Source organism: Arthrobacter sp. RAF14 (assembly GCF_052114185.1).
Classification (GTDB): domain Bacteria; phylum Actinomycetota; class Actinomycetes; order Actinomycetales; family Micrococcaceae; genus Arthrobacter_E.
In genome coordinates, this window is record NZ_JBFREG010000006.1 from 100,787 (window position 1) to 122,774 (window position 21,988).

Annotated in this window: 19 protein-coding genes, 1 tRNA gene and 1 pseudogene; 11 read left to right on the plus strand and 10 right to left on the minus strand. The window is 69.3% G+C overall.

The window, feature by feature from the left end:
• On the minus strand, positions 1 to 492 hold the full coding sequence (locus AB4Y75_RS13420; protein WP_441436374.1) for an FHA domain-containing protein FhaB/FipA: 492 nt from the start codon (positions 490 to 492) through the stop codon (positions 1 to 3).
• Positions 489 to 1,235: an FhaA domain-containing protein gene (locus AB4Y75_RS13425; protein ID WP_441436375.1), complete on the minus strand. Its 747-nt coding sequence runs from the start codon at positions 1,233 to 1,235 to the stop codon at positions 489 to 491. The genes AB4Y75_RS13420 and AB4Y75_RS13425 overlap by 4 nt, the downstream gene beginning before the upstream one ends.
• 339 nt (positions 1,236 to 1,574) lie before the next feature.
• On the opposite strand from AB4Y75_RS13425, the gene AB4Y75_RS13430 reads away from it, so the two are divergent.
• The 3 genes from AB4Y75_RS13430 to AB4Y75_RS13440 all read left to right on the plus strand — a co-directional run bounded on the left by AB4Y75_RS13430 (position 1,575) and on the right by AB4Y75_RS13440 (position 2,978).
• Positions 1,575 to 1,657, plus strand: a tRNA-Leu gene (locus AB4Y75_RS13430).
• A 184-nt stretch (positions 1,658 to 1,841) separates the two neighbouring features.
• A complete protein-coding gene (locus AB4Y75_RS13435) occupies positions 1,842 to 2,273 on the plus strand; it encodes a VOC family protein (protein ID WP_441436509.1) in 432 nt (143 codons plus the stop codon).
• A gap of 27 nt (positions 2,274 to 2,300) precedes the next feature.
• On the plus strand, positions 2,301 to 2,978 hold the full coding sequence (locus AB4Y75_RS13440) for a winged helix-turn-helix transcriptional regulator (RefSeq protein WP_441436376.1): 678 nt from the start codon (positions 2,301 to 2,303) through the stop codon (positions 2,976 to 2,978).
• 5 nt (positions 2,979 to 2,983) lie between these two features.
• Here AB4Y75_RS13440 and AB4Y75_RS13445 read toward each other — a convergent pair whose 3' ends face one another.
• Complete coding sequence (locus tag AB4Y75_RS13445) at positions 2,984 to 3,667, minus strand: TetR/AcrR family transcriptional regulator (protein WP_441436377.1); 684 nt, start codon at positions 3,665 to 3,667, stop codon at positions 2,984 to 2,986.
• Between the two features lie 169 nt (positions 3,668 to 3,836).
• On the opposite strand from AB4Y75_RS13445, the gene AB4Y75_RS13450 reads away from it, so the two are divergent.
• Positions 3,837 to 5,210, plus strand: a complete 1,374-nt coding sequence (locus AB4Y75_RS13450; RefSeq protein WP_441436378.1) for a flavin monoamine oxidase family protein — start codon at positions 3,837 to 3,839, stop codon at positions 5,208 to 5,210.
• Positions 5,211 to 5,349: 139 nt separating this feature from the next.
• Here AB4Y75_RS13450 and AB4Y75_RS13455 read toward each other — a convergent pair whose 3' ends face one another.
• Positions 5,350 to 6,522: a serine hydrolase domain-containing protein gene (locus AB4Y75_RS13455; protein ID WP_441436379.1), complete on the minus strand. Its 1,173-nt coding sequence runs from the start codon at positions 6,520 to 6,522 to the stop codon at positions 5,350 to 5,352.
• Positions 6,523 to 6,646: 124 nt separating this feature from the next.
• Here AB4Y75_RS13455 and AB4Y75_RS13460 point away from each other — a divergent pair, with 124 nt between their 5' ends.
• Both AB4Y75_RS13460 and AB4Y75_RS13465 read left to right on the plus strand, forming a co-directional pair.
• Positions 6,647 to 7,024 (plus strand): VOC family protein, encoded by a 378-nt coding sequence (locus AB4Y75_RS13460; protein WP_441436380.1) that lies wholly within the window; start codon positions 6,647 to 6,649, stop codon positions 7,022 to 7,024.
• A gap of 1 nt (position 7,025) precedes the next feature.
• Entirely contained in the window at positions 7,026 to 7,811 is a 786-nt protein-coding gene (locus AB4Y75_RS13465) for a LysR substrate-binding domain-containing protein (RefSeq protein ID WP_441436381.1), read from the plus strand.
• 108 nt (positions 7,812 to 7,919) lie between these two features.
• On the opposite strand, the gene AB4Y75_RS13470 is transcribed toward AB4Y75_RS13465, so the two are convergent.
• The 3 genes and pseudogenes from AB4Y75_RS13470 to AB4Y75_RS13480 form a co-directional block, all read right to left on the minus strand.
• Entirely contained in the window at positions 7,920 to 9,401 is a 1,482-nt protein-coding gene (locus AB4Y75_RS13470; RefSeq protein WP_441436382.1) for an amino acid permease, read from the minus strand.
• 327 nt (positions 9,402 to 9,728) lie between these two features.
• Complete coding sequence (locus AB4Y75_RS13475) at positions 9,729 to 10,790, minus strand: bile acid:sodium symporter family protein (protein WP_441436383.1); 1,062 nt, start codon at positions 10,788 to 10,790, stop codon at positions 9,729 to 9,731.
• A 94-nt stretch (positions 10,791 to 10,884) separates the two neighbouring features.
• A pseudogene (locus AB4Y75_RS13480) lies at positions 10,885 to 11,976 on the minus strand (GTP pyrophosphokinase); the annotation flags it as partial.
• Positions 11,977 to 12,088: 112 nt separating this feature from the next.
• On the opposite strand from AB4Y75_RS13480, the gene AB4Y75_RS13485 reads away from it, so the two are divergent.
• Positions 12,089 to 13,018 (plus strand): carbohydrate kinase family protein, encoded by a 930-nt coding sequence (locus tag AB4Y75_RS13485; RefSeq protein WP_441436384.1) that lies wholly within the window; start codon positions 12,089 to 12,091, stop codon positions 13,016 to 13,018.
• Between the two features lie 30 nt (positions 13,019 to 13,048).
• Here AB4Y75_RS13485 and AB4Y75_RS13490 read toward each other — a convergent pair whose 3' ends face one another.
• Positions 13,049 to 14,473 carry a CoA transferase gene (locus AB4Y75_RS13490; protein ID WP_441436385.1) on the minus strand — a complete coding sequence of 475 codons (1,425 nt, stop codon included), beginning with the start codon at positions 14,471 to 14,473 and terminating at the stop codon, positions 13,049 to 13,051.
• Between the two features lie 124 nt (positions 14,474 to 14,597).
• Between AB4Y75_RS13490 and AB4Y75_RS13495 the strand changes: the two genes are divergently transcribed.
• The 3 genes from AB4Y75_RS13495 to AB4Y75_RS13505 are packed head-to-tail and all read left to right on the plus strand — an operon-like array spanning position 14,598 to position 16,788.
• Positions 14,598 to 15,128 (plus strand): YbhB/YbcL family Raf kinase inhibitor-like protein, encoded by a 531-nt coding sequence (locus tag AB4Y75_RS13495; RefSeq protein WP_441436386.1) that lies wholly within the window; start codon positions 14,598 to 14,600, stop codon positions 15,126 to 15,128.
• Positions 15,125 to 15,997, plus strand: a complete 873-nt coding sequence (locus AB4Y75_RS13500) for an HAD family hydrolase (RefSeq protein WP_441436387.1) — start codon at positions 15,125 to 15,127, stop codon at positions 15,995 to 15,997. Before AB4Y75_RS13495 ends, AB4Y75_RS13500 begins: the two co-directional genes overlap by 4 nt.
• On the plus strand, positions 15,994 to 16,788 hold the full coding sequence (locus AB4Y75_RS13505; RefSeq protein WP_441436388.1) for a glycerophosphodiester phosphodiesterase family protein: 795 nt from the start codon (positions 15,994 to 15,996) through the stop codon (positions 16,786 to 16,788). The genes AB4Y75_RS13500 and AB4Y75_RS13505 overlap by 4 nt, the downstream gene beginning before the upstream one ends.
• A gap of 142 nt (positions 16,789 to 16,930) precedes the next feature.
• Here AB4Y75_RS13505 and AB4Y75_RS13510 read toward each other — a convergent pair whose 3' ends face one another.
• Entirely contained in the window at positions 16,931 to 17,872 is a 942-nt protein-coding gene (locus AB4Y75_RS13510) for an endo-beta-N-acetylglucosaminidase H (RefSeq protein WP_441436389.1), read from the minus strand.
• Positions 17,873 to 18,069: 197 nt separating this feature from the next.
• Between AB4Y75_RS13510 and AB4Y75_RS13515 the strand changes: the two genes are divergently transcribed.
• Positions 18,070 to 21,288 (plus strand): GH92 family glycosyl hydrolase, encoded by a 3,219-nt coding sequence (locus AB4Y75_RS13515; RefSeq protein WP_441436390.1) that lies wholly within the window; start codon positions 18,070 to 18,072, stop codon positions 21,286 to 21,288.
• A gap of 90 nt (positions 21,289 to 21,378) precedes the next feature.
• Here AB4Y75_RS13515 and AB4Y75_RS13520 read toward each other — a convergent pair whose 3' ends face one another.
• Positions 21,379 to 21,888, minus strand: a complete 510-nt coding sequence (locus AB4Y75_RS13520) for an Lrp/AsnC family transcriptional regulator (RefSeq protein ID WP_441436391.1) — start codon at positions 21,886 to 21,888, stop codon at positions 21,379 to 21,381.
• Positions 21,889 to 21,988: the final 100 nt, after the last annotated feature.

The window sequence follows — 21,988 nt, forward strand, 5'->3', positions numbered from 1 at the left end:
TCACGGCCTCAATTCGATGACCGTCTTGCCGATCCGGACGGGGACCCCCAGCTCAACGGGAAGCGCTCGGGTGAGCTGCTGGTCGCCGAGGTAGGTGCCGTTGGTGGAGCCGAGGTCCTCGATGAACCAGCGGCTGCCCTGCGGGAAGAGGCGTGCGTGACGGCCCGAGGCGTAATCGTCCTCGAGGACCAGCGTCGCCTCCTGAGCGCGGCCCAGCAGGATCGGGCTGGAGGCCAGGTCCAGGTGGGTTCCGGCGAGTGGTCCTTCGGTGACCACCAGGTGCCGTGCCTGCTGGCGGGCCACGGGCGCCTGGGCCTGGGCGAGTTCGGGGTGCTTGCGGAGCTGGCGGGCGGTCAGGGCGCCCGTCTTCGCCGTCCCGCCGATCATGAGATCCCGGCGCATGGCCGAGACGATGCTGAAGATCAGCACCCAGATCAGCAGGAGGAAACCGAAACGGAGTGCCGTGACGGTCAGGTCGCTGAGTTCACTCATGCGTTCCTCCCCGGGTTGACGGGAATGAGCCGGAAGATCATGCGGGTGCGTCCCATGGTGATGACGGAACCGTCCGTCAGTTCCATGCTGCCCTCCAGCCGCTGGCCGTTGATGTAGCTGCCATTGGTGGAACCCAGGTCCACGGCCCAGGTGGCGTTGCCCTGCGTGCGGATCTCTAGGTGCCGGCGGGAGACGCCCGTGTCGTCCACGGGGATGTCGGCGTCCGTGGCACGTCCGAGGATGATGCTGGCCGCGTTCAGCGAGTAGCGCTGGTCATTGAGGTCCAGGACGGCCTGGACCCTGGCCGGGGAGCGCTCCGGCGCCGACGGCGGGGACGCCTGCTGGCGGGACGACGACGGCGCGGCGCCCTGGGCCTTGTCCGCGCGGGACTGCACGGTCACGTCACCGGGCCTGAGGGAGGGTTCACGGACGAACGCCACGCGCACCGGTCCCGGAAGCGTGTATCCCTGGCTCTTGGCGTGGGCGATGACCACATCACACAGCTCCTCGGCCAGGGCGGTGCCCCATTCCTCGGCGCGGGTGTAGTCCGATTCGCCCAGCAGGACTTCGAAGCTGTTCGGGGCGATGCTGCGGCTGGTGGAGACCGTCAGCACCTTGTTGTCCATTTCGCGGCGCAGGAGGCTGGCGATCTCGACGGGCTGCAGCTGAGCCTTGGAACCGCCGCTGAAGACGCCACGGACGGCCTTTTCCAGGCCGCGTTCAACACGGTCAAGCAATCCCATGACGTACTCCTTTCCTCTCGCTTCCTGAGGGACATCACCCAGGGACGGCCGACGGCGAAGTGCCGGCCATTGAATCCGATACTACTGTCCAGGCTCCGCCAGACCCTACCCCGGACTCCTCTGAAAGCCCCGAAATCGCAGAACTCCCAGCAACTTCCCACCGGGTCTCCGTCCTGGGTAGGAGGGCCCGGAACCCAGTGCCGGCGCGGCAGGACCGGGCACCGGGAGGGGGTGACGAGGTGGCAGCGGCAGCGGCCTTCACCTCGATTTCACATTCCGGCGCGAACATGGTTATGATTGTTCCCGTTGCTTTCGCCGGATACGGCGAAAGCAAAGTGCGCGCGAGTGGCGGAACGGCAGACGCGCTGGCTTCAGGTGCCAGTGTCCGAAAGGGCGTGGGGGTTCAAATCCCCCCTCGCGCACAAAGGGAAACTCCCGGTTCATTGAACCGGGAGTTTTTTGTTGTCCGGGCGGCGGTGGGCCTCGGACGGAGCCGCTCTCAAGAGTTCCCGCCCACCCGTTGACACCCACTGTGGCGCGCGTCACGATGGAGTTACTTGCAAAAAGCAAGTGACATCACAGCATCGGAGTATCGACGTGAGCACCATGATTTTCGTGAACCTGCCCACCAGCGACCTGGACCGGGCCAAGTCCTTCTACACCTCCCTCGGTTTCACCATCAACCCCCTCTTCACCGACGAGAACGCGGCCTGCGTGGTGGTGGATGAGAACGTCTTCTTCATGATCCTGCGGCGCGAGTTCTTCTCCACCTTCACCACCCGTGAGCTGGTGGACCCCGCTACCCAGATCCAGGTCCTGACCGCGATCAGCCGGGACTCCCGTGAGCACGTGGACAGCACCACCGAATCCGGCGTGGCCGGCGGCGGCAAGGAGCACCGCGATCCCCAGGACCTCGGGTTCATGTACTCGCGCTCGGTCGAGGATCCGGACGGCAACATCCTGGAGTTCGTCTTCATGGAGCCGCAGGCCGTGGAGAACGGCCCGGGCGAGCACGTCTCCGAACAGGCGGCCGACTGAAAGCACCGACGAGCGAAGGAGGAACGCATGGCCGCGCGGAATTACGGCCAGTACTGCGGTGTGGTGCGGGCCCTGGAACTGGTGGGGGAGCGCTGGACGCTGCTCATCGTCCGGGATCTCCTGGTGGGCCCGCGCCGCTACTCCGATCTCAAGAACGGCCTGAGCCGTATCCCTACGAACATCCTCAGTGACCGGCTCAAGGAGCTCCAGGGGGCCGGTCTGGTGCGGCGCGTTCCCGTGCCGAGCTGCGGGCTGGTCTACGAGCTCACGTCGTACGGCCGGGAGCTGGAGGATGTGATTCTGGCGCTCGGCCGCTGGGGGTTCAAGGCGATGGGAGAACCTCGCGAAGGGGACGAGGTCACCGCGGGCTCCCTCTCCATGGCGTTACGGACGGCCTTCGACGCGGAGGCCGCCGCGCGTGTCCCGCCCACCGTTTTCACCCTCCACCTGGGGGACGTCACTCTCGTGGCGCGCTCCGCCGAGGGGCGTCTCGACGTCGTCGTCGGCGGGGAAGCGCCGTCCTCACCGGGCGAGGTGGATGCCGTGGAGTTCGCGGCGGGGCCCCGGTTGCGTGAGCTCATCGCCGGGACGCTGTCGCCGCAGGAGGCGGAGCGCTCAGGCGCGGTCCACGTGCTCGACGGCGACGCGCGCCTGCTGGAGCGCTTCGCCTCGCTCTTCCATCTGGACGGAGCGGTGGTCGCCTGAGCCGGTCAGGCCGGCGATGTCGCGGGCAGGAAGGCGCGGAATCCGCCGATCAGCGCGTCCAGACCCATGCTGAAGGCGCGGTCCGGGTTGCTCCCGCCCTCAGCCTCTTCGAAGCTGGCCACCGCCGACGTGAAATTCGGGGTGTTCTCGCCTTCGGAGCCCGTGCTGAAGATGTCCGACGGCGCGGTGGCGTCGTAGGCGGAGCCGAAGATGAAGGATTCCAGGGCGACGATGGCCGGAACGATCCGGGCTTCGGGGAATCCCGCCCGCCGGAATCCGGCGCTGACCACTTCATACATGGCCAGCGTCCGCGGGGCGTCCGTCACCGGCAGCACCGCGATGATGGGGATCAGGGGCGTGTGCTGGGCGAAGACCTCGCGGTAGCTCCAGGCCCAGTGCCGGACGGCCTCCTCCCACGGCTCGCCGTCGAAGGCGCTCACGTCGACCTGGGCGGCGAGGTGGTCCTCCACCAGGATGAGGATCTCCTGCTTGTTGGTCACGTGGTTGTACAGCGCGGACGGCGAAACCCCCAGTTTCTTCGCCATGGCGGACATCGTGAGGCCCTCGTAGCCCTTGACCGTCACCAGTTCGAGGGCGGCCTGGACGATCGAGTCGTGGGTCAGGACGGCCTTGATGGGCCGGCCCACGCGACGACGGGGGGCCTGGTCCGCGGTGCTGGGGGTGCTCATGGGGTTCCTCGTTCGTCAGGTCTGGGGCTTGCACCACTCTAGCGGGAGGAGCACCCGGCGACGGGGTCTTTGCGAGATGCGTCTTATGGGTTATAGTCATTCTAAATGAATGGTGTTCATTTAGTGACCCGAGTCACGGCACCACCTGACCCATCCACTTGGAGGAAAAATGCTCACTCTTGATCGCGACGTCGTGATCGTCGGCGCCGGCCCGTCCGGCCTGACCGCAGCCCGTCGGCTCAAGAAGGCCGGCCTGAGCGTGGCCGTCCTGGAGGCTCGTGATCGTGTGGGTGGGCGCACCTGGACCGACACCATCGACGGCGCCATGCTCGAGATCGGCGGCCAGTGGGTCTCGCCGGACCAGACCGTGCTCATGGAACTGCTCGACGAGCTGGGCCTGGAGATGTACTCCCGCTACCGCGAGGGCGAGTCCATCTACCTGGGCGCCGACGGCAAGCTCAGCCGCTACACCGGCGCCAGCTTCCCGGTGGACGAGGAGACGGCCGCCGAAATGGATCGCCTCACGGCCATCATGGATGAACTCGCCGCCGAAATCGGCGCCGAGGAGCCCTGGGCGCACGCCAAGTCCCGCGAACTGGACACCATCTCCTTCCACCACTGGCTCCGTCAGAACTCCAGCAACGAGGAGGCCTGCAACAACATCGGCCTGTTCATCGCCGGTGGCATGCTGACCAAGCCGGCCCACGCCTTCTCCGCACTCCAGGCGATCCTCATGGCCGCCTCCGCGGGTTCCTTCACCAACCTCACGGATGAGGACTTCATCCTGGACAAGCGCGTGGTGGGCGGCATGCAGCAGGTTTCGCTGCTCCAGGCCGCTGAGCTGGGCGATGACGTGGTCCTGGACTCCCCGGTCCGCACCATCAACTACACCGAGGACGGCAACGGCGGCTACAAGGTGGTGGCCGAGTCCGATCGTGCGATCGTCAACGCCCGCTTCGTCATCATGGCCGTGCCGCCGAACCTCTACAGCCGTGTGTCCTTCAACCCGCCGCTGCCCCGCCGCCAGCACCAGATGCACCAGCACCAGTCGCTGGGCCTGGTCATCAAGGTCCACGCCGTGTACGAGACCCCGTTCTGGCGCGAGAAGGGCCTCTCCGGCACCTGCTTCGGCGCCGACTCCATCGTCCAGGAGGTGTACGACAACACCAACCACGAGGATCCCCGTGGCACCCTGGTGGGCTTCGTCTCCGACGAGAAGGCGGACGCCATGTTCGAACTGAGCGAGGAGGACCGCAAGGCCGCCATCCTCGACTCCATCGCGACCTACCTCGGCGAAGAGGCCAAGAACCCCTCCGTGTTCTACCTCTCCGACTGGGGCTCCGAGGAGTGGACCCGTGGCGCCTACGCCGCCAGCTACGACCTGGGTGGCCTGAGCCGCTACGGCAAGTCGCAGCACGACGCCGTGGGCCCGATCTACTGGTCCTCCTCCGACCTGGCCGCCGAAGGCTACCAGCACGTCGACGGCGCGGTCCGCATGGGCCAGAAGACCGCCGACCGCATCATCGCCGCAGCCAAGGCCTGATCCAGGCCGCACCACCGTCCCCGGCCCCCGGAAGATCCCGGGGGCGGAGGCACGCCTCGCAACAGGCGCACGACGCCGCACCGGAACTGACTCCCCGGTGCGGCGTCGGCGTTTAACGGGTGTTCCGCCCGGCCGCGGCTCAGAGCGCGGCGAGGTCCTCCCGCAGCGCACGGACGACGGCGGTGGCGCGGCCGGCGTCGGGCTCCATCCAATTGCTGAGGTACCCGAACCCCACGCCGTGCGTGGGGTCGGCGAAGGCGAGCTGTCCACCGGCTCCGTAGTGCCCGAAGCCGGACGGGCTGAGCAGGTCTTGATCGGTGCCCGGCAGCTGGAAGCCCGCGGCGAAACGGTCCGCCCACGGTCCCGGGATGTCCAGCTCCTGCGGACCCTCACTCACCGGACGCAGGGCGTTTTCCAGGGTCTCCGGGGCCACCAGGGTGACGCCCGCGGTGTCCCGGACCGTCGCGGACCAGAGGGCCGCCAGGCCCCGGGCCGTGCTGATGGCGCCCGCGGCCGGGAACTCGGCGGCGTGGAAGGCACGGTCATTGGCGCCACGGTCCTCCGTCACCAGCTCCGGAGGCAGGGCGCCGCCCAGGGTCGGGCCGGATGCTGCGAAGGGGTTCGGCAGCTGCTGCATGGCCTGAACGCCCTGGCGGTACGCCTCGGAAAGGCTGATGTGGGCCACCCGGTTCTCCTCTTCGGCGGGCAGGCCCAGCCAGGCCTCCGCGGAGACCGGGGAGAAGACCTCCTGGAAGAGGGTGCCCGCGCTCCGGCCGGTGACCCGCCGGATGAGCTCGCCGCTCAGCCAGCCGTGGGTGATGGAGTGGTAGGCGTAGCCCGAGCCCGGTTCCCAGAGCGGTTCCTGGGCGGCCAGGAGGTCCGTCATGAACTCCCAGTCCAGGATCTGCTCCCGGGTCAGATTCTCGCGGACCGCTGACAGACCGGCGCGGTGGCCCAGTGCCTCCCGGACCGTGAGCCGGTCCTTGCCCTGGGCGGCGAACTCCGGCCAGTAGGTGGCCAGCGGGACGTCGTAGTCCACCAGACCCTGCTCCACGAGGCGGGCCACCAGCACGGAGGCCAGGCCCTTGGTGCAGGAGAACATCACCGCGGCCGTGTCCTCCTCCCAGTCCTGTCCGGAGCGGGCGTCCCGCGTGCCGGCCCAGAGGTCCACCACCTTCTCCCCGTCCCGGTAGACGGACACGGCGGCGCCCATGCCGGGCCGGTCCTCGAAACCCTGCGCGAAGGCCTGACGGGTGCGTTCGAATCCGGGGGCGACGGCGCCGTGGACGGTCACGGGGTGGGAGGCGTTCATGCGGATCCTTCCGGGTGCTGTGGAGTGATGGATCAGACGCTACACGGTCCCTCCGACAAGCCCGGGGATACCGTCCGGCGAACGCTCCGGCCCGGGCGAAGCGAAGGGGACTACCCTTGATTTCATGCGAGTGAAGATGTGCAGTATCCATGTGACCGACCCGGCCGCGGCTCATGCCGTCTACACCGAGAAGTTCGGTTTCGACACCCTGATGGCGATCCCGGAGGCGAACCTCTTCATCGTCCAGGACGCCTCCATTCCGGGCGGCCCCGGCCTCCTGCTCGAACCGAGTGACAACCCGATCGGCGAGGACTACCGCTCCCGCGTCTACGAAGCCGGAATGCCGGCCATCGTGTTCGGAGTCGCGGATGTGGCGGCCGAGGCGGAGCGTCTCGCCGCAGCCGGACTGCGCGTGCTCGGCGAGCCCGTGGCGGATCCGTCCGGGACCTACGTGGACGTGGACGACTCCTGCGGCAACCTCATCCGCCTGCACCAGGACTGATGTGGACTCCCTGACCTTCCTCTACGTCCCCGGCGTCACCCCGGGGAAATGGATCCGCCGCTGGGAAGAGCGGATGCCTCAGGTCTCGCTGGAGCACCGGTTGGTGGACGACGACGTCGCAGCCACCCTGGCGCTGCTGGAGGCCGGCGAGGCGTCGCTCGCCTTCGTCCGGGTCCCCGCCGGGACGTCCGCCACGCTGCGTGAGGGCCGTTTCGCGATCCCGCTCTACGAGGAGCAGCAGGCCGTCGTGGCCGCCAAGGGCCATGAGATCGCGGCCTTCGACGAGCTCGACCTGGAGGACCTGGAAGGCGAGACCTTCTTCGACAACTCGCCCGAGGGGATCCAGGCGCTGGGCGGCCTCGAGACGGCCCTGGAGGTCGTGGCCAGCGGCGCCGGTCTCCTGGTGCTGCCGATGCCGGAGGTGCGGCACCTGAACAATCCGGAGGTCGTGGCCCGCCGCCTGCGTGATTCCGAGCCGAGCGAGATCGTGCTGGTGTGGCGTCAGGACGCCGATTCGGACCTGATCCAGGAGTTCGTGGGGATCGTCCGGGGCCGTCGTGCCGATTCCGGCCGGCAGCCCTCGGTCAATCAGGAGCAGCAGGCGCAGGCGGCCAAGGCCCGGAAGACCCGCAGCGTGGTGGCCGGGGCCCAGGGGACGTCGAAAGCCCGGAGCGGCGCCCAGAAGGGACGCTCCGGCGGGAAGCCGGGCACGGGGAAGCCGGGTGGCGGCAAGGGTTCCGGCCGCGGGCGCGGCAAGCCGCCGTCGTCGGGCCGGAAGGGCCGCTGAGCACTGCCCCTTAAACGCCGAGTTCGGGGGTTCTTTCCGGGTTCGTGGCCTGCAGACCACGGTTTCGGAACGAACCCCCGAACTCGGCGGGGACGAGGATGGAGAGCGTCAGACGCCTGCGGGAACCTCGGCGTTCTCGGGCGTGGCGGCGGGCTGCTCCTCCACGGGCTTCCTGCGGCCCTTGCCGTAGCGGAAGTGGAAGAACACGTAGCAGGCCACCGTGAACGGGACGCCGATGTACAGTGCCGCCACCTGGGTGGGGTCGAAGGCGATGCCCACCATCGAGGCCAGGCAGGCCGTGAACGCCAGGATCGGCACGAGCGGGAAGAACGGGGCCCGGTACGGCAGCGTGCGCACATCCCCGCCGTTGCGGACGAACGCCCGGCGGTGGAAGAAGTGCGAGGCCGCGATGGACATCCACACGGCCACCGTGGCGAACGCGGCGATCGAGATGAGCACCAGGTACACCGTGGTCGGAGCGACGATGCTGCTGACCAGGGACGCGAGGCCGCCCACCAGGCTCACCAGGAGCGCGATCATCGGGATGCCCCGCTTGGTCAGCTTCGCGAAGGCCTTGGGCGCGTGACCCTCATCCGCCAGGGAGAACAGCATGCGTGCGCAGGAGTACAGGCCGCTGTTGCCGGCGGAGAGCAGCGCGGTGATGACCACGAAGTTCATGATGTCCGCCGCGTAGGGGATGCCGAGCTCGGAGAAGACGGTGACGAAGGGGCTTTCGTCCAGGCCGGCCTTGTCGTACGGGATGGTGGCCGCGATGACCGTGATGGCGCCGATGAAGAAGATCACCAGGCGGAGCACGGTGGTGCGCATGGCGCGGGGCACGCTGCGGACGGGATCCGCGGTCTCCCCGGCGGCGACGCCGATCAGCTCGGAGCCGGAGAACGCGAACAGCACGGCGAGCACGGTGACCATCACGCCCGTGAAGCCGTTGGGGAAGAGGCCGCCCGGCGTCGCGAAGTTCTCGAAGAGGTGCGGGTAGTGCCCCTGCGCGGCGGGGTGGAAGCCGAGCAGCGCGGCGCCGCCCAGGATGATCAGGCCGACGACGGCGGCGACCTTGATCATGGCGAACCAGAACTCGCTCTCGCCGAAGACGCGGGAGGAGATGGCGTTCATGGTGAACAGGACCGCGGCGAAGATCAGGCAGAAGATCCACACGGGCACGCCCGGGAACCAGCGCTGCATCATGACGCCGGCCGCCGTGAACTCGGAGCCGATGGCCACGGCCCAGGTGAGCCAGTACAGCCACGCCGTCGTGAAGCCGGTGGCGGGACCCATGGTGCGGTCGGCGTAGATGTGGAAGGCGCCGGAGACCGGGTAGGCGATGGCCAGCTCGCTCAGACACGCCATCACGAGATACACGACGACGGCGCCGATCAGGTAGGCGATCACGGCGCCGAGAGGGCCGGCCTGGGAGATGGTGTAGCCGGAGCTGACGAACAGCCCGGAGCCGATCACTCCGCCGAGGCCGATCATCACCAGGTGACGGGTGTCCATCGATCGCCGGAGGCCCTGCTGGGGCGGTTCGGGCAGGGGGTCATTCACACCGGATTCGTGGAGCGGGACAGCGCTCATGGATCCTCCAGGGGGTGGGGCAGCGGCAAAACGGGCGCGCGGAGGCCGCCGGTCAGCACCGGATTCTGCAAGGGTTGCGGTTTCAGGGTAGGGGGTCTTCGTTCCCTGCGACCATGTTGGTGATCAAGCTAACACCGGGCGTCGCGCGGCCTGAGACCTTCGCCACAGCGGTTAAGGATCCTCAAGGAAGTCCCCCGCAGACTCCAGCCGAGCAACAGCAGAGCTGATGCTCGCGGCTCAATGTTTCAAGCATTGCTGGTGGATGCTGTTATCGTGCCCCGCGCCGGGGGGAACGGACCGCGGTGGCGGGCTCAGTGGAGGGTGGGGTCAGTCCTTGAGGGGCTTGCGGGCCAGCCAGGCCGCGACCACGGCACCCGAGATGTTGTGCCACACCGAGAACACGGCCGAGGGGAGCGCCGCGAGCGGGCTGAAGTGCGCATTCGCCAGGGTGGCGGCCAGCCCCGAGTTCTGCATGCCCACTTCGAAGGCCAGGGCACGCCGTGCCCGGCTGTCCAGTCGGCCGATCTTCCCGGCCAGATAACCCAGTCCCAGGCCGAATCCGTTGTGGAGCACCACGGCCAGGAACACGATGCCGCCGGCCGCCACGAGCTTGGAGGCGCTTCCGGCCACCACGACGGCCACGATCAGCGAGATCACCACGGCAGACGCCCAGGGCAGGGCGGGCAGGATGCGGGCCACGGCGTTCTTCAGGAAGAGGCGGGCGAGCAGGCCCGCGACGACCGGGAGGAGCACGGTCTTGAGGATGTCCAGGACCATGCCGCCGGCGTCGATGTGGAGGAAGGACCCGGCCAGCAGGAGCGTCAGGGCCGGCGTCACGAGGGGTGCGATCAGCGTGGACACCGAGGCGACGGCCACGGAGAGCGCGACGTCGCCCTTCGCCAGGAAGGCCATGACGTTCGAGGCGGTGCCGGAGGGCGCGCAGCCCACCAGGATGACGCCCACAGCCAGCTCTGGCGGGAGCTGCAGCAGCACGGCGATGGCCCACCCGGCGCCGGGCATGATCACGTAATGCGCCACGATCCCCAGCAGCACCGCCCAGGGACGCCGTGCCACCGAGGCGAAGTCCGGGGGAGTGAGCGTCAGGCCCATGCAGAACATGATCACGCCCAGCAGGTACGGCACGGCCGGGGCAAGAGGCTTGAAGGCGTCAGGCGCCGCGAACCCCGCGATTCCGGCCGCGAGGACCAGGAGCGGGAACACCGTGACCGCCAGGCGGGCCACCTTCGCTTCGGCGGCCAGGGCGGGATTCTCCAGAGCGGGAGTGATCGCGACCGGAGTGTTCCCGGGCGGATTGTCCGCTGTCAGGACCTTCGGCTCCCGGTTCTCCAGGGAGTCGCTGTTCACGGGGTTTTCCGGTGCTTCGGGCATCCACCCATCGTGACACGGGAGCGCTCATCTGTTCGCCGAGACAGTGGTTTTCCGTCGAAACAGTGCGTTTAAACCTGACCTCCGGGTGCACGGTCCGGTAGCGCTCGATCTGACGGAGCCGGCGGCCCAGGGAGTCGCGGCGCGGGTGGGGGGTGACGTCGGGCGCCTCGCCCGTGAGCTCGACGTGCTCCTGGCCGTACTTCCAGAGTAGGAGGTCGTCCAGGAGGCGATCGGGACCGGGGGAGTAGCGGTGGTCCAGGGCGTCGCGGACCTGGCGGATCCGTTCGGCGCTCAGCAGGTCCGCCATCTCGATGGTGCGCGTCAGCCCGTGGGCGGCCAGGAGTTCGGCGGCCCAGCCCCAGTCGTCGTCGACCTTGCGGTCCACATGGGGAAGGAGGGTCTGCCAGACGCGCCGCACCTGATCCGGGGTAAGAGGGATGGAGCCGTTGCCCTCCTCATCCCAGTAGCTCCGGACCTCCTGGTAGCTCTCCTGAAGGTCGGCGAAGGCGCCCTCGACGGTCTCCAGCATGGCCGCCGTCGCGGTGAACTGACGGTCGAACTGCGGGGTCCAGGCGCGCGGGTCGTCCGCCTTGAAGCGGATGTCGTGCTCGATCTCGCTCCAGGCGTGCGCGAACACCGTGCGGATCTGGCATTCGAAGAAGTAGCTGCCGTTCGGCGGGATGTCCGGGTTGAAGAGCTTCTGGTACTCCCGGACCACCTCGTTCTGAATGGTGCGCAGGATGAGGTGACGGCTGGAGTAACCGTACGTGCCGGATTCGATGGACCCGATGTCCTTCTCGCGGTCGCCGCGGCAGTCGAAGAGCTGGCGCTGCTTCTTGATGACATTGGCCACCGTGGCGTTGTCCGCCGGGAGCTTGGTGATGACGCGGATGCCGACCATGTCGTTGAGGGTCCGGAAGGGGTCCGGGAATTTGAGCACCGGCTTGCCGCCCGGCTCCAGGGGCGCTTCGAGCCGGGAGATCTTCTCCTGGAAGGACTCCACGGTCTTGGTGCGGCCGGTGACGAACAGCGGGGTGACCTCGGAGGCCTTCAGAATCCCGCGCAGCGTCAGCAGGACGTTCTGGGTGACGAGTTTCAGGGACGGCCGGACTTTCCGGTACAGCTCGACGTGCTCTTCGACGAGCGCGCGCTGGTCATCGTCCAGACGATCCCAATTGATTGCCATGCCGCCCAGCGTACTAGGCGCCGGGAGGCCGGGAATGACGCTCGCGTCATGCAGGGGACCGGATCGGCTGGGCACTTCCAGCGCATAGCACGTGTTAGTTACGATGAGGCCCATGCTCACAGTCATTGGCGAAGCCCTCGTGGACGTGGTCCACAGCAAGTCCGGAACCTCGGCGCATGTGGGCGGCAGCCCCCTCAACGTGGCCGTCGGCCTCGCTCGTCTGGACCACCCGGTCCAGTTCCTCGGACGGTACGGGCAGGACGAGTTCGGTGACGCCATCGCCGCTCACCTGCGGGATTCCTCCGTCATGGTCCCGCTGCCGCCGGACGCGCTGCCCACCAGCGTCGCCAAGGCCACACTGGACGACGACGGCGCGGCCACCTACGAGTTCGACCTCGTCTGGGAGCTGCCGGGCCTCGCCGAACGGCTTCCCGTGGTCCTGCAGGGCGGCACGCTGCTGCACACGGGATCCATCGCCACCGTCCTGGCACCCGGCGCCGCGGACGTGCTGGCCGCCGTCGAGGTCGCTCACCCGAACGTGACCATCAGCTTCGATCCCAATTGCCGTCCGAGCCTGACCACCGATGTGGAGGCCGTCCGCGAGCAGGTGGAGCGTTTCGTGAGGCTCGCGGACGTGGTCAAGGCCTCCGATGAGGATCTCGAATGGCTCTACCCGGGTGTCGACGTGAAGGAGTCCGCCCGCCGCTGGCTGAGCCTTGCCGGCGAGAACGGCCCGGCCTTCGTGGTGGTCACGCGCGGCGCCGACGGACCGTGGGGTGTCGCGGCGTCCGGCGAGACGGAGGTTCCGGCACCGAAGGTCACCGTCGCGGACACCGTCGGGGCCGGCGACTCCTTCATGGCGGCTCTGCTGTCCGGTGTGGTGGATGCCGGCTACGACGGCGCGCTCAACCGTGAGCGTCTGCGCCGCGTGAGCGTCGAGGAACTGCGCTCGTTCCTGGCCTACGCGGCCCGCGCCGCGGCGATCACCGTGTCCCGCGCGGGAGCGAACCCTCCCAGCCGTGAGGAACTCGCCGGGCACTGATCGGCGCCCCTCCCGGGGTCCGCGCCCGGGTCACGGCCAGACGGGCTGGTCCACGCCGAGCGGACCGGCCTCCATTCTGAATTCCGCCTCCGCACCCTCCACGGAACCGGGCACCGGAACGGCCTGTGCGGGACCCCACGCGGTGGACACCGGAGAACGGAACGCTCCGAGCGTCTCCGCGAGTTCCCGGGGGCTCGGAGCCGGCTCGTGCTCCCGCGCGGTTCCGAGGGAGTACAGCAGGTTCGCGGCGCCGATGAGGGAGGCGGTCACGGTGCCCGCGCGTCCGTACTCCAGGAGGGACAGCACTCCGGCGGCCAGATGGTGCCCGGTCGAGTGGTCCAGGGCCTGCGCCGGCAGTGGCCGGGGCTGCGCTTCCGGTGTGCCCTCCGCCGGGTCCGTCCCGGAGGCCCGTGCCCCGTCGTCGGCGATCCCGCAGCTCATCTGCACCAGCGAGTCGAAGCCCCGCCGCCCGGCCCAGGGGCCCTGCCAGCCGTAGGCGTCCAGGCGGGCGGTCACCAGCCAGGGCGCGGCCTCGCGGAGCGTCTCCCCGTCCAGCCCGAGGGACTCCAGAGCGCCCGGTCGCAGTCCGTGGACCAGCACATCTGCCCCGGAAACCAGGTCCAGGAATCGTTCCTTCCCGGCCCGGGTGCCCAGATCCAGGAAGGCCCGGCGCTTGCCCTGGGTGGTGATCGGGAGCAGGGCCGGGATCTCCTCGAACCCCGGCGGATCGATCCGCAGGACCTCCGCACCGTGTGCCGCGAGGAAGCGGGTGGCCAGGGGTCCCGCGATGACCCGGGTCAGGTCGAGGACGCGCAGCCCTGCCAGGAGCCGAGTTCCCGCTGTCGGTGTCCAACGGGTCCGCTCCGTCCCGCGGAGGATCCGGACCGCTGGCTCGCCCGCGGTCGCGAGCCCGGCCGGATGGGCCTGCCAGGCCTCCCGGCTGTGCAGCTGGGCAGCGGCCCCACCGGCCCGGAGCACGGCGGACTCCAGCTCTGCGGCTTCCCGGTTCAGCACCCGTTGAGCGGCTTCGTCCCGGGTGGCATCGGCGGGCAGGCCGAGCGCGGTCAGGGCCGCCGAGCGGTGGTGTGCGTAGTTGGTGTGCAGCCGGATCCAGCCGTCCCGGCTCCGGTACACCCCGGAGAGGGCGTCCCAAGGGGAGGGGACCTCCCAGCCCTCCGGCAGGAACAGTGCCTCGGAGAGGAAGGCGGCACACGCCTGGGTGCTGTCCACCGCGACGGCGGGCGGCGCCGCCGTCGCGGTTCCGGAGGCTTGCGCGGCGCGCAGCACAGCGGCCACGCCGAGGTTTGCCGCGGCCACCGATGCGGTGGCCAGGACGGTGACGTGGAAGGCCGACGGCAGCACCGTGACGGGCCCGGTGACCCGCAGCCCGTTCAACAGCCCAGGGTCCAGCCCGAGGGTCTCCACGTGTCGTCGGATCAGGGACATCGTGTCCATGGCATCTCCTCCTGAGACCATCCTGCACCCCGGTGGCGGGTCTGCGCAGCGGCCGCTCTGCAACCTCCCGGTGGAGCGGCGCTGTCGTAGGCTGGTGACCACACACTGACAAAGGAGCCGGACCATGTCCTTCGATCCCTATGCGGCGCTTCCCGCCGTCGCGGCGTTCCAGGTGACCAGCACCGATGTGGAGAACGGGGCGGTGTTCGCGCAGCCCCAGGTGAGCGGGGTGTTCGGTGCCGGCGGCGACGACGTGTCCCCGCAGCTCAGCTGGGAAGGCGCACCCGCGGGGACCCGCAGCTACGCCGTCACCGTGTTCGACCCCGATGCTCCGACGGCCAGCGGATTCTGGCACTGGGCCGTCCTGAACATCCCCGCGGACGTCACGAGCCTGCCCTCCGGCGCCGGCTCCCCGGACGGCACCTTGCTTCCTGAGGGCGCCCTCCAGCTGCGGAACGACGCCGGATTCGCCGGGTACGTCGGTGCGGCTCCGCCTCAGGGCCACGGACCGCACCGCTACTTCGTGGTGGTCCATGCCGTGGACGTCCCCACCTTGGATGTGCCGGTGGACGCCTCGCCGGGCCTGCTCGGCTTCAACCTCTTCAGCCACTCGATCGGCCGCGCCACACTCGTCGCGAGCTACGATCGGCCATGACCATGCGGCTGGTGGCCAGCGACGTCGACGGCACCATCATGGGGCACGACGGCGTCATCTCCACGCGCACGCGGAACGCCTTCGCGGCGGTGCGGGAAGCCGGGGTTCAGGTGGTCTTCGTGACCGGCCGTCCCCCGCGCTGGCTGGGCCCACTGGCCGAACAGCTGGGTCATGACGGCACGGTGATCTGCTCCAACGGCGCCGTGGTCTGGAACATGGCGGGAGGGGAGCTCCTGAGCGCCGAGGGTCTCGGACGCGAGGAGGTGCTCCGGCTGCGCACGATCATCCGCGAGCTGCATCCCGAGGCGGGGTTCGGCGCCGAGTGCGTCAACGGCCTGCGTGTCGAGGAGAGCTTCCGGCAGGCCCATGGCGGGTCGCGCCTGGCGGAGCTGGACTTCGCTCCACTGGAGGACAGCCTCGGCCCGGAGGATCAGGTGGTCAAGTTCCTGGCCGTCTCACCGGTGCTGAGCGCCGAGGAGTTCCACGCGCTGGTGGTGGAGGCCGTGGGCCCGCTGGCCCATGTCACCCACTCCGATGCGCGGTTCGCCCTCCTGGAGATCTCCGCGCCGGGCATCACCAAGGCCCACACCCTGGAACGCTACGCTGCGTCCCTCGGGATCGACTCGTCCGAGGTGGTCGCGTTCGGCGACATGCCCAATGACGTCCAGATGCTCGCCTGGGCGGGTGAGGGCTACGCGATGACCGGCGGTCATGCGGAAGCGCTCGCGGCCACCGCCTTCCGGGCGCCTTCCCTCGCCGACGACGGCGTGGCGCAGGTTCTGGAGTCGAAGCTGGGCGGTGTCCGGGTCCGGACGGCCGGCACGTCAGGAGATATGCCAATCACGGCATCCATGGGAGGGGAAGCATGACCACCAAGGAATACTTCGAGAACCCCCGGGGAGCCGGGAAACCCTTGGTCCTGGCTCACCGGGGCTACTGCCGCGGCGCCCTGGACGGCGTGCGGCTCGAGGGTCTGGAGAACACGCTCGAATCCTTCCGTGCGGCGCAGGAACTCGGAGTCACGCATCTGGAGACGGATGTGCGGCTCACGGCGGACGGCGAGATCATCTGCTTCCATGACCCCATCCTGGACCGCATCACGGACCGGACCGGCGCCGTCGAGCGTCTGAGCTGGGAGGAGATCCGGCGAGCCAAGGTGCGTGGCCGGGTGCCCGTGGCACGGCTCGCCGATGTGGTGGATCTGCTGCCCCAGGCCCGTTTCAACATCGATGTGAAGGACGCCGCCGCTGCTCAGCCGCTGGCCGCGCTCATCGAGGAGAAGAACCTGCAGGACCGGGTCCTGGTGGCGTCGTTCGCCGACGCCGGCCGCAAAGCCGTCACCAGCCGGGTGGCGTGGCCGGTGGCCGGTTCCGCCGGGCAGGCCACCACGGCCGCGTTCCTGCTGGGCCGGTTTCTGCCGGAGAAGTTCGCCGCCTCGCTGGTGGCCGACGTGGACGCGTTCCAGGTCCCGGAGAACTTCGGCAAGGTCCCCGTGGTCACCCGCGACTTCGTGGACCGTGCGCATGCCCTGGGCAAGCAGGTCCACGTCTGGACCGTGAACGAGGAGGCGGACATGCGCCGCCTGCTGGATCTCGGCGTCGACGGGATCGTGACGGACCGTCCGGACATCGCACTGCGCGTCGTGGACGAGCGCGTCTGACCCTCCGCTCGCTTGCCCCGGCCGGTCCATCGACTGCTCCATACGTGTCGTTTCGAGGTCTCAGAACGACACCTACGGAGCAGTCGATGGAAGTGTGGGGAGGGCCGGGGCGCGGGATGGTGGTCCCGCGCCCCGACGGATCTCAGGAGTAGACCGCCGCGCTGCCGTAGAGCTCCCGCGTGAAGGAGGAGATCACGGTGGAGTAGTTCCCGGCCCGGAGGTCGTAGGTGACGTACACCCCGTAGCCGTCCGTCTTGGTGCGCTGCGCGAAGGACTTCATGGTGCTCGTGGACGTGTTGTTGAGGTCCACCGCGGCCGCGCCGAGCTGGGCCGGGCCGAGTCCGGGGATGACCGGGGCGTCGTAGCTGCCGTAATACGGGTTCCAGGCGTAGTCCACCATGTCGCCCACGCGCAGTCCGCCGTAGGAGAGGTGATCCGCGGCCGGACCGATGTTGTAGAAGGTGATGAGCTTGTCCGGCAGGCGGTTCCGGAGGGACTTCACCAGGTACACGAAGGACCAGTCGTTTGGCTGGGACGTGCCGTTCTTGCCGTACTCGGCCCACTCGTCGTCGAAGTCGATGCCGTCCAGACCGTAGCGCGTCACGGTGTCGGCGAGGCTCGCGGCGAACCGGTCCGCGGCCGCTTCGTCCGGGAAGTTGGCGAAGCCGGCGCCCTGGTGGTTGCCCAGCACGGACAGGATGACCTTGATGCCCTTCTGCTGGAGCGGGCGGATGGTGGTGGCCGCGTTGTCCAGCACCGCCTGGACCTGCGGGTTGCAGTAGAAGACGGCGTTGGTTCCGTCGTAGTTGATGTTGGCGGCGAAGATCACGGCCAGGTCGAAGGCGTTGGCTCCGGAGCCGGCCAGGGTGTAGCGGCCGACGTTGCTGATGCTGTTGCTGTTGACCTCGATGTAGGCCACGCTCTTGATCCGTCCGGCGGTGGCGGAGCGGGCGGCTGGGGCCGCTCCTGCCGCCGTCGCGCCGCCGAGCCCGGCGGCTCCGAGGAGTGCGGCCCCGCCCAGGCTGCGCAGCAGTGCGCGGCGGGGGAAGGGGGAGTGCTGGGGGGTGTGGCTGGGTGTCGTCATGGACAAGTCCTTAGGTCGATCCGGTAGGAAGGGTGATCCGTGAGGGATGAAGGGTCTTGCATCACTGGTCCCGGTCGACGTCGGCCGGGAACCCCAGTGGGAGAAACTCTTGATGACTAAACCGTTATAGTCAAGGGGTTGACCCCGCTAAACTCTGCGATATAGCGGTTTAGTCGTGGCCTCGATAGCATCTGGGCATGGTCTCTCCCTCGGCCCCCTCGGGCCCGGAACGCACATACAACTCCCTCCCCGGCGTCGGGCTCGAGTCGCCCGCTGCGCGCGCTCTCCACGGTCAGGAGCTGCCGGGATCCGGCCAGCCGCGCCGCAACCGGGAGGCGCCGGAGCAGGCTGGGTCGGAATCGGTCCCGCCCCGGGAGATCGACGCCGGGCCGCTCGCCGGGCATCTCGTCCAGGACGGCGAGGAGCTGGTGTACGACTGGTTCCCGGAGGCCGGACCCACGTTCGCCACGCGCTGGACCGCCACCGCCTTCGCCCTGGACCTGGAGTTCGACGACGGCGGCACCCTCTCCGCGGTCCTGGCCCCGGACAGCGCGGGAACCCCGATGCTGCCGTGCGCACAGGGCGCCTCTCTGCGCCACTCGGTGGACCAGTGGAACCGGCAGGTGGTGCCCCTGGACTCGTTCGCGGGCCGCCGGATCAACCGCGTCCTGTTCCGACTGCTCGCCCCGGAGACCAGTACGGTGTGGCTGGACGGACTGCGGATCCGTACTCGTGAGGAGCCCGGCGGCGAGATCCTGGACCGCGTCCTGACCACCCGGGGCAGCCATTCGAGCGACCGGTTCTCCCGTGGCAACACCGCGCCCCTCGTGGGGCTCCCGCATGGCGGAGTCTTCGGGCTGCCCATGACGGACGCCTCCGCCGGGAACTGGCCCTACGCCTACCACGCGCACAACGTCCTCCCGGAGAACCGCCCCGCGCTTCAGGCCTTCGCCACGTCCCATCTGCCAAGCCCGTGGATCGGGGACCGCGGCGTCTTCGAAATCATGCCGAGCCTCGACGCGGATCCCGACCCGGACCGCCATGCCCGCGCGATGACCTTCAGCCATGGCGCGGAGGAACCCCGGGCCCACGAATACCGCGTCACCTTCGACAATGGGCTGCGCGCCCGGATGACCGCGGGCGGGTTCGCCCTGGGGCTCCGCTTCGAATCGGGCACGCCCGTCCGTTCCTTGATCGTCGACCACCTGGGCGCCGCGCGGGACGTCTCGTTCCGTCAGGAGGAGGGCGCCTCCGTGCTGGAGCTGACCCTGGACGACGGTCCCGGCAGGCTCCCGCACCACGTCCACGTCCGGTTCCCCGCGGGGTCCTCGGCGTCCTTCACGGGGGACCCGGCGGCGGGTGCCGATAAGGCGGTCGCCGCCCACGACGCCGGAGGGCGGCTGGGAGGGCACGTGCGGCTGCCGGGGGAGGGCGCCGTCGTCGTCGAGGTGCTGGTCGGCATCTCGACCATCAGCGCGGGGCAGGCGGCGGAGAACCTGCGCGACGTCGGGGATTACGAGGCGATGCTCGCCGCGGCCGAGGCCGCGTGGCGGGAGTCGCTGGAGGTCCTCGAGGTGGAGGGCGTCTCGGCGGACCAGGAGCGGGCGCTGTATTCGGACCTGTACCGGCTGTTCCTGTACCCGAACCGGCATGACGAGCCGGACCCTGACGGCCGCCGGCACTACCGCAGCCCGGTGGACGGTGAGGTCCGGCCCGGCGTCTTCGGCGCGAACAACGGCTTCTGGGATACCTATCGGACGTGCTGGCCGCTGCTCGGGCTGCTCTCGCCGGACCGGGCCGCGCTCCTGGCGGACAGCTTCGTGCAGCACTTCCGGGACTCCGGGTGGACGAGCCGGTGGAGCGCGCCGGGGCCCGTGGACTCGATGACCGGCACCACCACGGACACGGTGTTCGCGGACCTGGTGTCGTCCGGGGTGACCGGCTGGGACGTGACCGCCGCCTACGAGTCCGCCCTGGTCAACGCCACGGTTCCCGCGCCCCGGCCCGAGGTCGGACGGAAGGGGCTGAGCGACGGCCGGTTCCGCGGGTACATCTCCACGGACGTCCACGAGGGTCTCTCCTGGACACTCGACAACGCCATCAACGACTGGGGCGCCGCCGTCCTGGCCGGCTGGCTCGCGGAGCGGGAGGAAGATGCTCCTCGCCGCGCGCGTCTGGCGACGGAGGCCGAGTATCTCGCCCGCCGCGCCCTGGGGTACCGGAAGGTGTTCCATCAGGGCCTCGGCTTCTTCCTGGGCCGGACGTCCGAGGGAGAGTGGCGCGTCTCCGATGGCGCCTACGACCCGGACGTGTGGGGCTACGACTACACCGAGACGAACGGATGGGGCACTGCGTTCACCGCCCCGCATGACGGGGCCGGGCTCGCGGCGCTGCACGGTGGCGAGGACGGACTCAGCGTCGCATTGGACGCGTTCTTCGCGCGCCCGGAGACGGCCGCCGAGGAGCTGTGCGGTTCGTACGGGTTCGTGATCCACGAGCAGACCGAGGCGCGCGACGTCCGGATGGGCATGCTGGGGCTGTCCAATCAGCCCGCGCACCACATCCCGTACATGTACTGCTTCGCCGGCCGCCATGACGCCGCCCACCGGCTGATCACCACTGCGCGGGACCGGCTGTTCAGCGGTTCCGAGATCGGCCAGGGTTTCCCGGGCGACGAGGACAATGGCGAGATGTCCGGCTGGCACCTGCTCGCCAGCCTGGGGCTGTATCCGCTGGTGCCCGGGTCCGGCCGGATGATTCTGACTCCGCCCCTCGCGCCGCGGGCGGTGCTGCGCCCGCTGGGCGGCAGGGAACTGGTCATCACGGCGGAGGGGGCCGGGAAGCCGTACATCGAGTCGGTGCGGTTCAACGGGCGGCCCTGGGACCGGATCGACATCCCGCGCAGCCTGCTGGCGGGCGGTGGGCACCTGGAATTCGTCCTCTCCGACGTGCCGCGCGGCTGGGCTTCGGATTCCCGGCCGTGGTCTCTGTCCGGCGAGGAGCCGCACGGGATCCTGGGTGCGGCGCTGCCCGGGATCGTGCTGCCGGACCGGCCGTGGCGGGATCTGCTGGCCGTGGCCGAAGGGACCGTCACGGACGATCTGGGCGACCGCGAGGTGGGGCTCGCCGCCGGGGAGACGGTGTTCGCCCCGCTCAGGGCCGCGTCGGAGCTGCCCGGGCTGTACACGGTGACCGTCGACCAGCCTCAGGAGGCGTCCTGGCGGCTGGAGGGCCTCGACGTCGCCGGCGAATGGCACCTCCTGGACCACCGCGAGGACGAGGTCTTCCAGCGGGCGGGCCAGTTGCGCCCGTTCCGCCCGCACGACGACGGCGCCGGCCGCGCCGCGCTCTTCAACGCCGTGCGCTTCACGGCGCTGAGCCCGCTGCGGCTCGTGCAGCTGGAGGTGCTGGGGTAGGGGGTTCCGGACCCGGGACCCCGCTGAGTCCGCTGCCGAGGTGGTGAATCCGCTACAGGATGTAGCGGATTCACACGTTCGATAGCGGACTCAGCCAAGGTCCTGTCCGCCCGGGCGTCCCGTGGGTCCCGCGAGCTCCGGAACAGTGGAAACCCCCGAGTGCTGTTCAAAGATGATCTGGGTCTCCGTCCGGCCGAGGTCCGGGTCGGAACCGAGATGGAGTTTGATGAATTCCCGGAGGGCGGGCACGCTCAGACAGGCGATGTGGAGCACGAAATCATGGTCTCCGCCGATCAGATAGATGCGCTGAACCCCCGGGATCGCCCGAAGGCGGTTGGCGACGAGGGGCAGGCGGTTGCGGACGGTGCTGTGCACGCTGACGAAGATCATCGCCTCGACGCTGGTCCCGACCGCCTCGGGGTCGATGTCCGCGTGGTAGCCGCGGATGACGCCCGCCTCTTCGAGGGCCCGCACGCGACCGTGGCACGTTGACCGGGGGAGTCCTACTCGGGCCGCAAGTTCCTTGTTGGACAGCCGTCCGTAACGGCTGAGTTCGGCGAGGATCCTGCGGTCTGGCTCGGAAAGCTGAATTCGGTTCACGGAACCGCCTTTCGTCGGACCACGAATTCGACTCAGAAACGCAGGCTGAGGCTGCTTCTGAATTGTGTCCGAAATTCTAGAAGTTATCCCGGAGGATTGC

Excerpts from the sequence above, each read along its gene's own strand:
- AB4Y75_RS13420 (WP_441436374.1), bottom strand. The coding sequence starts at position 492 with ATGAGTGAACTCAGCGACCTGACCGTCACGGCACTCCGTTTCGGTTTC.
- AB4Y75_RS13425 (WP_441436375.1), bottom strand. The coding sequence starts at position 1,235 with ATGGGATTGCTTGACCGTGTTGAACGCGGCCTGGAAAAGGCCGTCCGT.
- AB4Y75_RS13435 (WP_441436509.1), top strand. The coding sequence starts at position 1,842 with ATGATTTTCGTGAACCTGCCCACCAGCGACCTGGACCGGGCCAAGTCC.
- AB4Y75_RS13440 (WP_441436376.1), top strand. The coding sequence starts at position 2,301 with ATGGCCGCGCGGAATTACGGCCAGTACTGCGGTGTGGTGCGGGCCCTG.
- AB4Y75_RS13445 (WP_441436377.1), bottom strand. The coding sequence starts at position 3,667 with ATGAGCACCCCCAGCACCGCGGACCAGGCCCCCCGTCGTCGCGTGGGC.
- AB4Y75_RS13450 (WP_441436378.1), top strand. The coding sequence starts at position 3,837 with ATGCTCACTCTTGATCGCGACGTCGTGATCGTCGGCGCCGGCCCGTCC.
- AB4Y75_RS13455 (WP_441436379.1), bottom strand. The coding sequence starts at position 6,522 with ATGAACGCCTCCCACCCCGTGACCGTCCACGGCGCCGTCGCCCCCGGA.
- AB4Y75_RS13460 (WP_441436380.1), top strand. The coding sequence starts at position 6,647 with ATGCGAGTGAAGATGTGCAGTATCCATGTGACCGACCCGGCCGCGGCT.
- AB4Y75_RS13470 (WP_441436382.1), bottom strand. The coding sequence starts at position 9,401 with ATGAGCGCTGTCCCGCTCCACGAATCCGGTGTGAATGACCCCCTGCCC.
- AB4Y75_RS13475 (WP_441436383.1), bottom strand. The coding sequence starts at position 10,790 with ATGCCCGAAGCACCGGAAAACCCCGTGAACAGCGACTCCCTGGAGAAC.
- AB4Y75_RS13485 (WP_441436384.1), top strand. The coding sequence starts at position 12,089 with ATGCTCACAGTCATTGGCGAAGCCCTCGTGGACGTGGTCCACAGCAAG.
- AB4Y75_RS13490 (WP_441436385.1), bottom strand. The coding sequence starts at position 14,473 with ATGGACACGATGTCCCTGATCCGACGACACGTGGAGACCCTCGGGCTG.
- AB4Y75_RS13495 (WP_441436386.1), top strand. The coding sequence starts at position 14,598 with ATGTCCTTCGATCCCTATGCGGCGCTTCCCGCCGTCGCGGCGTTCCAG.
- AB4Y75_RS13500 (WP_441436387.1), top strand. The coding sequence starts at position 15,125 with ATGACCATGCGGCTGGTGGCCAGCGACGTCGACGGCACCATCATGGGG.
- AB4Y75_RS13505 (WP_441436388.1), top strand. The coding sequence starts at position 15,994 with ATGACCACCAAGGAATACTTCGAGAACCCCCGGGGAGCCGGGAAACCC.
- AB4Y75_RS13510 (WP_441436389.1), bottom strand. The coding sequence starts at position 17,872 with ATGACGACACCCAGCCACACCCCCCAGCACTCCCCCTTCCCCCGCCGC.
- AB4Y75_RS13515 (WP_441436390.1), top strand. The coding sequence starts at position 18,070 with ATGGTCTCTCCCTCGGCCCCCTCGGGCCCGGAACGCACATACAACTCC.